Here is a 13,469-nt window from a genome sequence, read left to right as displayed (position 1 = left end):
GCACGTCACGGTGGGGCTCGGCGCGGCGGCGTGGCTGCGGCGCGGTGAGGCGGCGCTGGCCCGGGTGCTGCGGGCGGTGGCGTCGTCCACGTTCCGCCCGCTGCTGGTCGCCTGCGCCGTGCTGGCCGCGACGGCCCGGGACCGCGCCCCGCGCCGTACCGTACGGCCGGATCCCCTGCCCCGGGCGTCCCGTACGCGCCTCCTCGTCCACTCCGTCGGACGGCGGGGCCCGCCGTGCGGTGCGCCGGCACACGCCTGAGCACGGCACGTACGCACCCCCACGCCCACCGAGCGACTGAGACGACGGAGAAGAGAAGACCCATGAGTGCACGCAACAGCAAGGCCAACAAGGCGGCGGCCCGGGAGCGCCTCCGGCTGGAGCGGGAGCGCCAGGCCAAGAAGGAGAAGACGCGCCGGCAGCTCACCGTCGGCCTCGTCGGCCTGGGCGTCCTGGCCCTGACCGGCGGTATCGGCTACGCGGTCGTCCAGGCCAACAAGCCCTCCCACTGGGAGGCGGCCAAGAGCGCGAGCGTCACGGCCCCGAAGAACACGACGGGCGAGAACGGCACGACCGTCGTCATCGGCAAGCCGGCCGCGAAGAAGACCCTGGAGATCTACGAGGACTCCCGCTGCCCGGTCTGCGCGATCTTCGAACAGCAGGTCGGCGCGACGATCGAGAAGGACGTCGAGGCAGGCAAGTACAAGATCAAGTACGTGGGCGCCACGTTCCTCGACGGCGACTCCCTGGAGGAGGGCAAGATCGGGTCCTTCGGCGAGGGCTCCAAGAACGCCCTGTCCGCCCTGGGCGCCGCGCTGGACGTGAGCCCGGACGCCTTCCTGAAGTTCAAGTCGGCGCTCTACTCGGCGAACTTCCACCCCGAGGAGTCGCAGGACAAGTTCGCCAAGGACTCCTACCTCCTGGAGATCGCGGACACGGTCCCGGCGCTGAAGAACAACGAACAGTTCAAGAAGAACGTCGAGGGCGGCACCTTCGACGCGTGGGCGCTGAAGATGTCCGAGACCTTCGACAAGAGCGGCGTCAAGGGCACCCCGACCCTGAAGATGGACGGCAAGCCGGTCACGGACGCCAAGGGCAACGCCCCGATGACGACGCCCGAGTTCACCACGGCGATCGACAAGGCCCTCAAGGGGTCCTAGGCGTCCTAGGCGTACGGGGTGTCCTGGGCGGCCTGGGCATCCTGGGCGCCGCACGGTCATCGGAATGGCCCGCTCCAGAGGGAGCGGGCCATTCCGTTTATCCCGGGTGCACAGAGGACAACTTCCCGGCCAATTCCGGCTCTTGTGGCTTACCCGTCGGTAATGTGACGGGTAGTCTGACCGGCCGTGACCAGTCGAAACATCATCCATACCGCCACTCCCACCCGTCGCGCCGTCGTCAAGGCTGCCGCCGTCACAGCCGTTGTCGCGCCCGCGCTCGCCGCCGGGGCCTCCCCCGCCGTCGCGCAGACCCACGTCCCCGCCTTCCTCCATGGCGTCGCCTCCGGGGACCCCCTGCCCGACGGGGTGCTGCTCTGGACGCGCGTGACGCCGAGTGCCGACGCCACGCCCGGCTCAGGGGCCGGTGCCGACACCGAGGTGAGATGGGAGGTCGCCGAGGACAGAGGCTTCGCCGACGTCGTCGCGCGCGGCGCCCTCACCGCGAGCGCCGCGACGGACCACACCGTCAAGGTGGACGTACGAGGGCTCCGCCCGGCGACCACCTACTGGTTCCGGTTCACCGCCGGCGCGGGAGCCGGGGACGGCACCGGCGCCGGCACCGTGTCGCCCGTAGGCCGCACCCGCACCACCCCCGCGCACGACGCCGCCACGCCCGGCGTCCGGTTCGGCGTCGTGTCGTGCGCCAACTGGGAGGCCGGCCACTTCGCCGCGTACCGCCACCTCGCCGCCCGCGCCGACCTGGACGCGATCCTGCACCTCGGCGACTACATATACGAGTACGGGACCGGCCAGTACCCCAAGACGGGCACCGTGCTGCGCGCGCACGAGCCGCGCCACGAGATCGTCAGCCTCGCCGACTACCGGCTCCGGCACGCCATGTACAAGACGGACCGCGACCTCCAGGCGCTGCACGCCGCGCACCCGGTCATCGCGATGTGGGACGACCACGAGTTCGCCGACGACACCTGGTCCGGCGGCGCCGACAACCACTCCCCCGACGCCGAGGGCGACTGGGCGGCCCGCATGGCCGCCGCCAAGCAGGCGTACTTCGAGTGGATGCCCGTCCGCACCTCAACCGAGGGCAACGTCTACCGGCGCCTGCGCTACGGCAAGCTCGCCGATCTGCACCTCCTCGACCTCCGCTCGTTCCGCTCCCAGCAGACCTCCGTCGGCAGCGGCGCGGTCGACGACCCGGAGCGCACCATCACCGGACGCGCCCAGCTCGACTGGCTGAAGGCCGGCCTGGCGTCGTCCGACGCGACCTGGCGGCTGGTCGGCACCTCCGTGATGATCTCGCCTGTCGCCTTCGGGTCCCTGCCGGCGCACCTCCTGAAGCCCCTCGCCGAGCTGCTCGGCCTGCCCGGCGGCGGACTCGCCGTCAATGTCGACCAGTGGGACGGCTACACGGACGACCGCAAGGAGCTGCTGGCGCACCTCACCGACCGGGCCATCCGGAACACCGTGTTCCTGACCGGCGACATCCACATGGCGTGGGCCAACGACGTCCCGGTGACGGCCGCCACGTACCCCAAGTCGCCGTCCGCCGCGACCGAGTTCGTCGTGACGTCGGTGACCTCCGACAACCTGGACGACATACTCCACGTCCCCGCCAACACCGCCTCGTACGTGGCGTCGGCCGCCATCAAGGCCGCCAACAGCCATGTGCACTGGATCGACATGGACCACCACGGGTACGGCGTCCTCGACGTCACCGCCGAGCGGTCGCAGATGGACTACTACATCCTGTCCGACCGCAGGGATCCGGCCGCCACATCGAAGTGGACGCGCTCCTACCGGACGCTGAGCGGAACGCAGAAGGTCGAGCGGGTGTACACGCCGGTGCGATGAGATGACCGCAAGGGCGATTTTCAGCCACCCTTCGACCTGTTAACTGAAGATCACAGACGCGTGGCGGGTGGTGTGTTCCGGAGATCGAATCCGGACACACCACCCGCTCGTGATGGCCCGTTCGTTACGTACCGATCTCAAACCCCGGAACAGGCCGAAGGATTTCTCCCCGTTGTCGTTATTTCCTCAACGATTGATTGGGCCAGAACGCTTCTCCTCCACATCTGACATGGCCACGTAATCTCCCCGCGATGGCGAGGAAGGCCCTCCCCACAGCCCCCCGCGAGGAGTCACCTATGCGTGCTCTTGCCCGTATATCTCCGAGTTCGCACCGCCGCGTGCTCGGAGCCGCGGTCCTGGCCGGAACCCTGGCCCTGGCCCCGTTCTCCGCTCCCACCGGAGCGTCCGCCGCCACCGCGGCACCGGCCGCCGCCGAGGACTGCCTTGAGGAGGAGTCGGGCACGAGCGCCCACGCACGCGAGTCGCGCCCCTCCGGCCACATCCACGAGCACGAGCCCAACGAGGTCACCGCGGCCAAGGCCGAGGCCATGGAGGCGGACCTCAAGAAGAGACTCAAGGAGGCCAAGACCAAGGGCCTCGACACCGGCCGGCTGAACGCCGCCGCGGCCACGGCCGCCACCACCATCCCGGTGTACTTCCACGTCATCCACGACGGCACCAAGGGCAAGCTGAGCGCCACCGACATCAACAACCAGATGGCCGTCCTCAACTCCGCCTTCGGCGGCCAGGGCACCGGCAACAGCGACTCGGGCTTCCAGTTCTCGCTGGCCGCCACCACCTACACGGACAACGCGTCCTGGTACAACCTCTCCGCCGGCTCCGACGAGGAGAAGGCGATGAAGTCGACCCTCCGCCAGGGCGGCGCCGACGCGCTGAACTTCTACACCGCCAACCTCAGCGACGGTCTGCTCGGCTGGGCGACCTTCCCGTCCTCGTACAAGTCCAACCCGGAGATGGACGGCGTCGTCGTCCTCGACGCCTCGCTCCCGGGCGGCACCGCCGCCAACTACAACGAGGGCGACACCGCGACCCACGAGGTCGGCCACTGGATGGGCCTCTACCACACCTTCCAGGGCGGTTGCAACGGCAAGGGCGACTACGTCGACGACACCGCGGCCGAGAAGAGCCCCGCGTACCAGTGCCCGGAGGGCCGCGACTCCTGCACCCGCAAGGCGGGCGTCGACCCCATCCACAACTTCATGGACTACACGTACGACTCCTGCATGTACCAGTTCACGGCTGGTCAGGTACAGCGCATGCAGGAGCACTGGGTCGCGTACCGCACCGCCTGATCCGGCGGCCGGAAGCGCGGAAGGGGGCACGGTGCGGCGGGGTCGCCGCACCGTGCCCCTGTGTTCCGCACCGCGTCGCGCACCGCGTCGCGCACCGCGTCGCGCACCGGGTCACGCGTCCCGCCGCAGGTCCTCCAGGAACCCCAGCGCGGTCGCCCACGTCCGCTCGGCGGCCTCCTCGTCGTAGTCCGGCAGGTCCGGGTCGGTGTACAGGTGCCCGGCCCCCCGGTAGCGGTGCACCTCGGCGTCCGCGCCCGCCTTGCCCATCTCCAGGTACCAGGCGTTCAGCCAGTCGTCCGGCTCGAACGGGTCCGGGTCCGCCACGTGCAGCTGCACCGGCAGGCCGTCCAGGTGCGTGTCCTCACCCACGTCGTAGGTGCCGTGCAGCAGGAGCAGCCCGCGCGCCTTCTCGTCGCCCATCGCCAGCACCTGCGCGAACGCCGCGCCCAGCGAGAACCCGGCGTACACGAGGCCGCGGTCGGAGTACGGGGCGGCCGCCGAGACCGACCGCCGCACGAGCTCCTCCCAGCCGATCGCGTCCTTGATCGCGTTGGCTTCCTCGACGGTCTCCGCGGTTTGCCCCTCGTACAGGTCGGGCACGTGCACGTGGTGCCCGGCGGCCCGCAGCCGATCGCCGGCGGCGTGCACGGCCGGGCGCAGACCGTAGACCGAGTGGAACAGAATGATCTCCATTCGGTCATCCTGCCAGTTGCCACCCGCGTCCGGGGACTAGCGTCAGAGCCATGGAGAACGTGCTGCGTCCGTTGATCGTCCTCGGTGGGTCGGTCGTGCTCACCCTGCTGGTGGGCTGGCTGGCCGACCTGCTGCTCCGGAGGGCCGACGCCCGGCACCCCGAGACGCCTCTGTGGGACCTGCTGCGCCGCTGCAGGCTGCCGCTCCAGCTGGTGCTGCTCATCGGGCTGCTGCGCGGCTCCTACGAGCAGATCGCCTGGCAGATCATCGAGGAGCACGAGGTCGGCATCGGCCGGACGCTGACCGTGCTGCTGATCGGGGCCGGTGCCTGGCTGGTCGTGCGGATCGCGTCGGCCGCCGTCGAGACGACGTACACCCGCTACGCCGCGGCGACCCGCGACCCGGCACGGGTGCGCCGGGTCCGTACGCAGGTCACGCTGATCATGCGGATCGTCACGGCGGTCGTGGGGGTCGTGGCGATCGCGGCGATGCTGCTGACGTTCCCCGACTTCCGGGCCGTCGGCACATCGGTCCTGGCGTCCGCCGGTCTCATCGGCATCGTGGCCGGTGTGGCCGCGCAGTCCACGCTCAGCAATGTCTTCGCCGGGTTCCAGATCGCCTTCGGCGACATGGTGCGGATCGGCGACACGGTCGTCGTGGACGGCGAGTGGGGCGTGGTCGAGGAGGTCACGCTGACCTTCCTCACCGTACGGACCTGGGACGAGCGCCGGATCACCATGCCCGTCTCGTACTTCACGAGCAAGCCGTTCGAGAACTGGTCGCGGGGCGGCGCGCAGATCACCGGCACGGTCTTCTTCCACCTCGACCACGCGGCCCCGGTCGGCCTGATGCGGGAGCGGCTGCGCGAGCTGCTGGCGGAGTCGCCGGCGTGGGACGGCCGCGGCTGGTCGCTGGTGGTCACGGACACCACGCCGAGCACGATGCTGGTACGGGCGGTGGTCACCGCGAAGGACGCCGACGACGTCTGGACGCTGCGGTGCGCCGTACGGGAGGAGCTGATCGCCTGGCTGTACGCGCACCATCCGTACGCCCTCCCCCGCGTCGCCACGACCACCGCGCCCGACCGGGACGACGACCGCGGCACCCGCGAGGACCGGCGCTCGGACGGTGACCGTGGACCGCGCGATGACCATCGCGGCGACGCCGACCGGCGCTGACCTGGGCTGACCGGAGCTGACCGGGGCGCGTGAGGCCGGTGCGGACGTGCGGGTCAGAGGGCGCGGCGCATCGCGAGGTGCGGTATGCCCGCGTCGAGGAACTCCGCGCCGTACGGCTCATAGCCGAGCCGCTCGTAGAAGCGCAGCGCCTGCGTCTGGGCGTGCAGGTCGACAGCGGTGAGCCCACGGGCCCTGGCCGCGTCCTCGATGGCACGCACCAGGGCGACGCCGACGCCCAGTCCGCGCGCGTCCTTGGTCACCGCGAGCCGCCCGAGGGAGCCGACCCCCTCGGCGCCGCCGGTCTTGCCGGCCGCGTCCGCGCCGTGCAGCAGCCGCCCTGTGCCGAGGGGCGTGCCGTCGGCGGTGCGTATCGCGAGGACGTGCACGGCGGTCGCGTCGTACGTGTCGTACTCGATCTCCTCGGGCACGCCCTGCTCGACGACGAAGACGGCGCGGCGCACGGCGAAGCCCGCCTGCCGGTCCGCCTCGGTCACGGCCTCGCGGATCTCGAACGCGGTGTGCGCGGTGGTCATGCGCTCTCCGCGGCGATGGTGTCCAGCGCGTGCTGGAGGTCGGCGGGGTAGCCGCTCTCGAACTCGACCCAGCGGCCGTCCGCCGGGTGCTCGAAGCCGAGGCGGACCGCGTGCAGCCACTGGCGGGAGATGCGCAGCCGCTTGGCGAGGGTCGGGTCGGCGCCGTACGTCAGGTCGCCGACGCACGGGTGGCGGTGGGCGGACATGTGCACGCGGATCTGGTGCGTACGGCCCGTCTCCAGCTTGATGTCCAGGAGGGACGCCGCCCGGTAGGCCTCGATCAGGTCGTAGTGCGTGACGGAGGGCTTGCCGTCGGCGGTGACCGCCCACTTGTAGTCGTGGTTGGGGTGGCGGCCGATGGGGGCGTCGATGGTGCCGCTCAGCGGGTCGGGGTGGCCCTGCACCAGCGCGTGGTACCGCTTGTCGACGACGCGCTCGCGGAACTGGGCCTTCAGCAGCGTGTAGGCGCGCTCCGACTTGGCGACGACCATCAGACCGGACGTGCCGACGTCGAGGCGGTGCACGATGCCCTGGCGCTCGGCGGCGCCGGACGTCGAGATCCGGTACCCCGCGGCGGCGAGGCCGCCGATCACGGTGGTGCCGGTCCAGCCGGGGCTCGGGTGGGCGGCGACGCCGACCGGCTTCATGATCACGACGATGTCGTCGTCGTCGTGGACGATCTCCATGCCCTCCACGGGCTCGGCGACGATCTGCACGGGAGCGGGCGCGCCGGGCATCTCGACCTCGAGCCAGGCACCGCCGCTGACCCGCTCGGACTTGCCGACGACGGACCCGTCGACCAGGACCTTCCCGGCGGTGGCCAGCTCGGCCGCCTTCGTGCGGGAGAACCCGAACATGCGGGCGATGGCGGCGTCGACGCGCTCGCCCTCCAGGCCGTCGGGTACGGGCAGCGTACGGATCTCGGGAATCGTGCTCACCCGTCGAGTATGCCTTGTCGGCGGGGCTCCACGGTCGGGCCTGTGGACAACCGTGCGACCGCGGCCCTGTTCCGTCGGGCCTCCGGCCGGCGGTTTCAGTCCTTGTGGACGGTCCCGTCGGGGTCGAGGCCTCGGAAGGAGAGGATCACGATGAGGAAGCCGCCGCACACGATCGCCGAGTCCGCAAGGTTGAACACCGCGAAGTGCGCCGGCGCGATGAAGTCGACGACCGCGCCCTCGAAGACGCCCGGCGCCCGGAAGATGCGGTCCGTGAGGTTGCCGAGCGCCCCGCCCAGCAGCAGGCCGAGCGCGATGGCCCAGGGCAGGCTGTAGAGCTTGCGCGCCAGCCGTATGATCACCACGATCACCGCGGCCGCGATCACCGTGAAGAGCACCGTGAACGCCTCGCCGATCCCGAACGCCGCGCCCGGGTTCCGTACCGCCTCGAACTTCAGCAGGCCGTCGATCACCACGATCGGCTCGTGGTGCTCCAGCCTCGCCACGACCAGCATCTTCGTGCCGAGGTCCAGCAGGTAGGCGACGACGGCCACGGCGATCAGCGCCACGACCCTCCGCCTGCCGGCAGGCCGCCCGGCGGGCGCCGCACCCTCGTCGTCAACATCCGGCGTACCGATGACGCGCTCCGCCTCTGCCACGTGAGTCCCTCAACCTAGGTACCTGACTGTGACGAGGGTACGGCACACACGTACAGGTCAGCCCCGCCGTTCCTGCTTCTGCTTGTCCTCCACGCACAGCGTGGCCCGCGGGAACGCCTGCATCCTGGCCTTGCCGATGGGCTTGCCGCACACCTCGCACAGACCGTAGGTGCCCGCGTCGAGCCGCTGCAGGGCGTGCTCGGTCTGCTCCAGGGTCGACCGGGCGTTGGCGGCCAGCGCCATCTCGTGCTCGCGCGTGATGTTCTTGGCGCCGGTGTCGGCCTCGTCGTGCCCGGCGCCCTCACCGGAGTCCCGCATCAGCCCGGACAGCGCCACCTCGGACGCGGCGAGCTCCGCCTGGAGGCGCCGTACCTCGCTCTCCAGGCCCGCCCGGGCCTCGGCGACCTCCTCGGCCGTCCAGGGTTCCTCGCCCGGCCGTACGGCGAGTTCCTCGGGCGCCGCCTCGGCGACACCGCGGGCCTGGGCCAGGCCCGCGCCGGCCGCCGTCGTCACGTCCGCCGTCTTCTTCGCTGCCACCGTGCCGGCTCCTGTCTGCTCCGCGGCCTGGGCCGCCCCCTCGGCCGCGGGTGCGGCCTCTTTCACGGCCTTCGGGGCCGTGGTCCTCCTGACCGCGCCCCCGGTGGCAGCGGCTTTCTTGGCAGCCGCCTTGGCGGGTGCCTTGGCGGGTGCCTTGGCGGGTGCCTTCGCGGGTTCCTGCGCGGGTGGCTTGGCAGCCGCCTTCGCGGGTGCCTTCTCCGTGGCCGCCTTCGCGGGTGCCCTCTTCGCCGGGGCCTTCTTCGCCGCGGCCTTCCTGGCCGACGCCTTCGCGGGCGGCGCCTCGGTGACGGGTGCCTCCACCGGAGCCGCCTCTTCCCGAGCGGCGGCCTTCCCGGGCGCCGCCTTGCGGGTGGCGGCCTTGGCCGTCGTCGCCTTCTTGGCGGGGGCCTTGGCCACGGGCGCCTTCTTGGCCGGCGCCTTCTTGGCCGGGGCCTTCTTGGCGGGGGCCTTCTTGGCGGGCGCGGTCTTGGACGGCGCGGTCTTGGACGGCGTCTTCTTCGCGGCGGTCTTGGCCGCGGCGGCTGTCTTGGTCACGGCTGCCTTCTTGGTCGGGGCCCCGGTGGCGGAGGCGGCGGGCTTCCCGGCCGCCGCCGTCTTCTTCGCCGGGGCCTTCTTCGTGGCGGCCTTCCCGGCAGCGGCCGTCGTCGTCCCGGCCGCCGTCTTCTTCCCGGTCGCCGTCGCCGTCTTCTTCGCGCTCGCCTTCTTCGTGGCCTGCTTACCGGCCGCCGCTTCGACGGGGGCCTTCCCGGCCGTGGCCCTCTTCGCGGCGGATCTCGTGGACGCCGTCCTCGTGACGGCGGTCTTCCTCACCACCATGCCGCGGCCCCTTCACACATTGTGATCTTGCTCGCGCATCGTGCTGGGACGATAAATCGACTCCAGCCCGGCGGCAACGGGGCACGCCGCCGGTTCGGGTCACCCGGTGCCCGACAGGACGAGCCTGCATGGCTTGTGCCCAGCTCCCCGGCCGGTAACCACCTAATTGCCCCATCCGGGGACGTCCTGGCCCTGTATGCCCATTCGGGTCACGGCGGACCCCGCCCTCCCGCCGCGCGAAATCCTGTCGGCCGGTGTCCGTGAGGGCCCGTACACTGGGCGGAGCGAAAGGCATGGATGGGGACGAGTAGCGTCGTACGCAGCCAGGAGCGACCCGGGGACGGTGAGAGCCCGGGGGCGAGCCCGATGTGAACATCACCCCGGAGCCGCCGGAAGAAAGCCTTGGACAGTCGGACCGCCCACGGGCGCAAGGCGAGTAGAACCGGCTTCGCGACCCGAATGAGGGGGCGTCGGGCCACGGCCCGGGGCCAAGGAGGGTGGTACCGCGGGAGCACGTGCTCTCGTCCCTCCGACGGAACGAAGAACCTGTCCGCCGGAGGATTCGATGTCGCAGTACCGCCAGGTACCCGCCCAGGTCGACCTGCCCGCGCTCGAGCACGCCGTGCTCGATTTCTGGCGCGAGAGCAAGGTCTTCGCCAAGAGCCTCGAGCAGTCCGAGGGACGCCCTGAGTGGGTGTTCTACGAGGGCCCGCCCACGGCCAACGGCATGCCGGGCGCCCACCACATCGAGGCCCGCGTCTTCAAGGACGTCTTCCCCCGCTTCCGCACCATGCGGGGCTACCACGTGGCCCGCAAGGCCGGCTGGGACTGCCACGGCCTCCCGGTGGAGCTCGCCGTCGAGAAGGAGCTGGGCTTCTCCGGCAAGAAGGACATCGAGGCGTACGGCATCGCGGAGTTCAACGCGAAGTGCCGTGAGTCCGTGACCCGCCACACCGACGCGTTCGCCGAGCTCACGACCCGTATGGGCTACTGGGTGGACCTGGACGACGCGTACCGGACGATGGACCCCGAGTACGTCGAATCGGTGTGGTGGTCCCTGAAGGAGATCTTCAACAAGGGCCTGCTGGTCCAGGACCACCGCGTCGCTCCCTGGTGCCCCCGCTGCGGTACGGGCCTGTCGGACCACGAGCTGGCGCAGGGCTACGAGACGGTCGTCGACCCGTCCGTGTACGTGCGCTTCCCGCTGACGTCCGGCCCGCTGGCCGGCGAGGCGTCGCTCGTCGTCTGGACGACGACCCCGTGGACGCTGGTGTCCAACACCGCCGTCGCCGCGCACCCCGAGGTCACGTACGTCGTCGCCACGAACGGCGACGAGAAACTGGTCGTGGCGCAGCCGCTCCTGGAGAAGGCGCTCGGCGAGGGCTGGGAGGCCACCGGGCAGACGTTCACGGGCAAGGAGATGGAGCGCTGGAGCTACCGGCGCCCCTTCGAGCTCGTCGAGTTCCCGGCCGAGGCGCACTTCGTGGTCAACGCCGACTACGTGACCACCGAGGACGGTACGGGTCTGGTCCACCAGGCTCCGGCGTTCGGTGAGGACGACCTCAAGGTGTGCCGGGCGTACGGCCTGCCGGTCGTGAACCCGGTCCGCGCGGACGGCACGTTCGAGGAGTCCCTGGAGCTCGTCGGCGGCCAGTTCTTCAAGAAGGCCGACGAGGCGCTCACCGCCGACCTGGAAGCGCGCGGCCTGCTGTTCAAGCACATCGCGTACGAGCACAGCTACCCGCACTGCTGGCGCTGCCACACGGCGCTGCTGTACTACGCGCAGCCGTCCTGGTACATCCGTACCACCGCGGTCAAGGACCGGCTCCTGGAGGAGAACGAGAACACCAACTGGTTCCCGGACTCCGTCAAGCACGGCCGGTTCGGCGACTGGCTGAACAACAACATCGACTGGGCGCTGTCCCGCAACCGCTACTGGGGCACGCCGCTGCCGATCTGGCGCTGCGCCGAGGGCCACCTCACGTGCGTCGGCTCGCGCGCCGAGCTGACCGAGCTGACCGGCGCGGACCAGTCGGACCTCGACCCGCACCGCCCGTACATCGACGACGTCACGTTCCCCTGCCCGACGTGCCGTGAGACGGCGACGCGCGTGCCGGAGGTGATCGACGCCTGGTACGACTCGGGCTCGATGCCGTTCGCGCAGTGGGGCTATCCGTACAAGAACAAGGAGCTCTTCGAGAAGCGCTACCCGGCGCAGTTCATCTCGGAGGCCATCGACCAGACGCGTGGCTGGTTCTACACGCTGATGGCGGTCGGCACGCTCGTCTTCGACAAGTCGTCGTACGAGAACGTGGTGTGCCTGGGCCACATCCTGGCCGAGGACGGCCGGAAGATGTCCAAGCACCTGGGCAACATCCTCCAGCCGATCCCGCTGATGGACCAGCACGGCGCCGACGCCGTCCGCTGGTTCATGGCGGCCGGCGGCTCCCCCTGGGCGGCCCGCAGGGTCGGCCACGGCACGATCCAGGAGGTCGTCCGCAAGACGCTCCTCACGTACTGGAACACGGTCGCGTTCCAGGCGCTGTACGCGCGCACGGCGGGCTGGGCCCCGTCCGGCGCGGACCCGGCGCCGGCGGAGCGCCCGGTACTGGACCGCTGGCTGCTGAGCGAGCTGCACGCGCTGACGGACCAGGTCACGCAGGCGCTGGAGGCGTACGACACGCAGCGCGCCGGCAAGCTGCTCTCGGCGTTCGTCGACGACCTGTCGAACTGGTACGTGCGCCGTTCGCGCCGCCGCTTCTGGCAGGGCGACAAGGCCGCGCTGCGGACGCTGCACGACGTGGTCGAGACGGTCACGCGGCTGATGGCCCCATTGACCCCGTTCATCACCGAGCGGGTCTGGCAGGACCTGGTCGTGCCGGTGACGCCGGGCGCCCCCGAGTCGGTCCACCTGTCGACGTGGCCGGAGGCCGACCTGTCGGCGATCGACCCGACGCTGTCGCAGCAGATGGTTCTGGTGCGCCGGCTGGTCGAGCTGGGCCGCGCCACGCGCGCGGAGTCCGGTGTGAAGACCCGCCAGCCGCTGTCGCGTGCGCTGGTGGCGGCGGCCGGGTTCGACACGCTGTCGCCCGAGCTGCACGCGCAGATCACCGAGGAGCTGAACGTCTCGTCGCTGGCCTCGCTGTCCGAGGTGGGCGGCTCGCTGGTCGACACGACGGCGAAGGCGAACTTCCGGGCGCTGGGCAAGCGGTTCGGCAAGGGCGTCCAGGATGTCGCGAAGGCCGTCGCCGCGGCGGACGCGGCGGCCCTGTCGCTGGCGCTGCGCGGCGGCGAGGCCACGCTGGAGGTCAACGGCGAGACGATCACGCTGGCGCCGGACGAGGTGATCATCACGGAGACGCCGCGTGAGGGCTGGTCGGTCGCGTCCGACCAGGGTGCGACGGTGGCGCTGGACCTGGAGATCACGCCGGAGCTGCGGCGTGCGGGGCTCGCGCGTGACGCGATCCGGCTGATCCAGGAGGCCCGTAAGAACAGCGGGCTGGATGTCGCGGACCGGATCGCGCTGCGGTGGGAGTCCTCGGACGCGGAGGTCTCAGCGGCGCTGGAGGAGCACGCGGGGCTGATCGCGGATGAGGTTCTGGCGACGGAGTTCGCGCGGGGGGAGGCCGACGAGTCGTACGGCGCGCCGTTCGCGGACGAGTCGCTGTCGCTGACCTTCCGCCTCCGTAAGGCGTAGCTCTTCGCGGGGGCTCCGCCCCCACACCCCCGGAAGCCCCGGCGCGCCCTGCGCCCGGGG

General features: G+C 71.1%; 11 protein-coding genes and 1 pseudogene. 7 read left to right on the top strand and 5 right to left on the bottom strand.

Translation table 11 applies throughout. The features are described from left to right. From HTZ82_RS02180 to HTZ82_RS02165, 4 genes and pseudogenes are all read left to right on the top strand, one after another. A pseudogene (locus HTZ82_RS02180) lies at window positions 1-259 on the top strand (hypothetical protein); the annotation flags it as partial. Window positions 260-321: 62 nt separating this feature from the next. Next, window positions 322-1,158: a DsbA family protein gene (locus tag HTZ82_RS02175; RefSeq protein ID WP_175407541.1), complete on the top strand. Its 837-nt coding sequence runs from the start codon at window positions 322-324 to the stop codon at window positions 1,156-1,158. 186 nt (window positions 1,159-1,344) lie between these two features. Continuing rightward, entirely contained in the window at window positions 1,345-3,027 is a 1,683-nt protein-coding gene (locus HTZ82_RS02170) for an alkaline phosphatase (RefSeq protein ID WP_175407540.1), read from the top strand. 296 nt (window positions 3,028-3,323) lie between these two features. Continuing rightward, the gene (locus HTZ82_RS02165; RefSeq protein ID WP_175407539.1) at window positions 3,324-4,340 is read left to right on the top strand and encodes a zinc metalloprotease; all 1,017 of its coding nucleotides are present in this window, start codon (window positions 3,324-3,326) and stop codon (window positions 4,338-4,340) included. Between the two features lie 111 nt (window positions 4,341-4,451). On the opposite strand, the gene HTZ82_RS02160 is transcribed toward HTZ82_RS02165, so the two are convergent. Beyond that, on the bottom strand, window positions 4,452-5,033 hold the full coding sequence (locus tag HTZ82_RS02160) for a dienelactone hydrolase family protein (RefSeq protein WP_175407538.1): 582 nt from the start codon (window positions 5,031-5,033) through the stop codon (window positions 4,452-4,454). A 50-nt stretch (window positions 5,034-5,083) separates the two neighbouring features. On the opposite strand from HTZ82_RS02160, the gene HTZ82_RS02155 reads away from it, so the two are divergent. Then, window positions 5,084-6,211, top strand: a complete 1,128-nt coding sequence (locus HTZ82_RS02155; protein ID WP_175407537.1) for a mechanosensitive ion channel family protein — start codon at window positions 5,084-5,086, stop codon at window positions 6,209-6,211. A gap of 53 nt (window positions 6,212-6,264) precedes the next feature. Here the strand turns inward: HTZ82_RS02155 and HTZ82_RS02150 are convergent, their stop codons facing one another. From HTZ82_RS02150 to HTZ82_RS02135, 4 genes are all read right to left on the bottom strand, one after another. Next, a complete protein-coding gene (locus HTZ82_RS02150; RefSeq protein WP_175407536.1) occupies window positions 6,265-6,744 on the bottom strand; it encodes a GNAT family N-acetyltransferase in 480 nt (159 codons plus the stop codon). After that, window positions 6,741-7,682, bottom strand: a complete 942-nt coding sequence (locus HTZ82_RS02145; RefSeq protein ID WP_175407535.1) for an RluA family pseudouridine synthase — start codon at window positions 7,680-7,682, stop codon at window positions 6,741-6,743. Before HTZ82_RS02145 ends, HTZ82_RS02150 begins: the two co-directional genes overlap by 4 nt. A 95-nt stretch (window positions 7,683-7,777) precedes the next feature. Then, window positions 7,778-8,338, bottom strand: a complete 561-nt coding sequence (lspA, locus tag HTZ82_RS02140; protein WP_175407534.1) for a signal peptidase II — start codon at window positions 8,336-8,338, stop codon at window positions 7,778-7,780. A 57-nt stretch (window positions 8,339-8,395) separates the two neighbouring features. Beyond that, window positions 8,396-9,430 carry a TraR/DksA C4-type zinc finger protein gene (locus HTZ82_RS02135; RefSeq protein WP_309235272.1) on the bottom strand — a complete coding sequence of 345 codons (1,035 nt, stop codon included), beginning with the start codon at window positions 9,428-9,430 and terminating at the stop codon, window positions 8,396-8,398. Window positions 9,431-9,440: 10 nt separating this feature from the next. Between HTZ82_RS02135 and HTZ82_RS32845 the strand changes: the two genes are divergently transcribed. Together HTZ82_RS32845 and ileS are read left to right on the top strand one after the other, a co-directional pair. After that, window positions 9,441-9,737, top strand: coding sequence for a hypothetical protein (locus HTZ82_RS32845; protein WP_309235271.1), 297 nt, complete (start codon window positions 9,441-9,443; stop codon window positions 9,735-9,737). 540 nt (window positions 9,738-10,277) lie between these two features. After that, the gene (ileS, locus tag HTZ82_RS02130; protein WP_175407532.1) at window positions 10,278-13,409 is read left to right on the top strand and encodes an isoleucine--tRNA ligase; all 3,132 of its coding nucleotides are present in this window, start codon (window positions 10,278-10,280) and stop codon (window positions 13,407-13,409) included. The last annotated feature ends 60 nt before the right edge of the window (window positions 13,410-13,469 follow it).

The sequence above is a fragment of the Streptomyces sp. TRM64462 genome (assembly GCF_013362995.1).
Classification (GTDB): Bacteria; Actinomycetota; Actinomycetes; order Streptomycetales; family Streptomycetaceae; genus Streptomyces.
This window is presented reverse-complemented; position numbering and strand designations above follow the sequence as displayed.

Excerpts from the sequence above, each read along its gene's own strand:
- HTZ82_RS02150 (WP_175407536.1), bottom strand. The coding sequence starts at position 6,744 with ATGACCACCGCGCACACCGCGTTCGAGATCCGCGAGGCCGTGACCGAG.
- ileS (WP_175407532.1), top strand. The coding sequence starts at position 10,278 with ATGTCGCAGTACCGCCAGGTACCCGCCCAGGTCGACCTGCCCGCGCTC.
- HTZ82_RS02160 (WP_175407538.1), bottom strand. The coding sequence starts at position 5,033 with ATGGAGATCATTCTGTTCCACTCGGTCTACGGTCTGCGCCCGGCCGTG.
- HTZ82_RS02155 (WP_175407537.1), top strand. The coding sequence starts at position 5,084 with ATGGAGAACGTGCTGCGTCCGTTGATCGTCCTCGGTGGGTCGGTCGTG.
- HTZ82_RS02175 (WP_175407541.1), top strand. The coding sequence starts at position 322 with ATGAGTGCACGCAACAGCAAGGCCAACAAGGCGGCGGCCCGGGAGCGC.
- HTZ82_RS02165 (WP_175407539.1), top strand. The coding sequence starts at position 3,324 with ATGCGTGCTCTTGCCCGTATATCTCCGAGTTCGCACCGCCGCGTGCTC.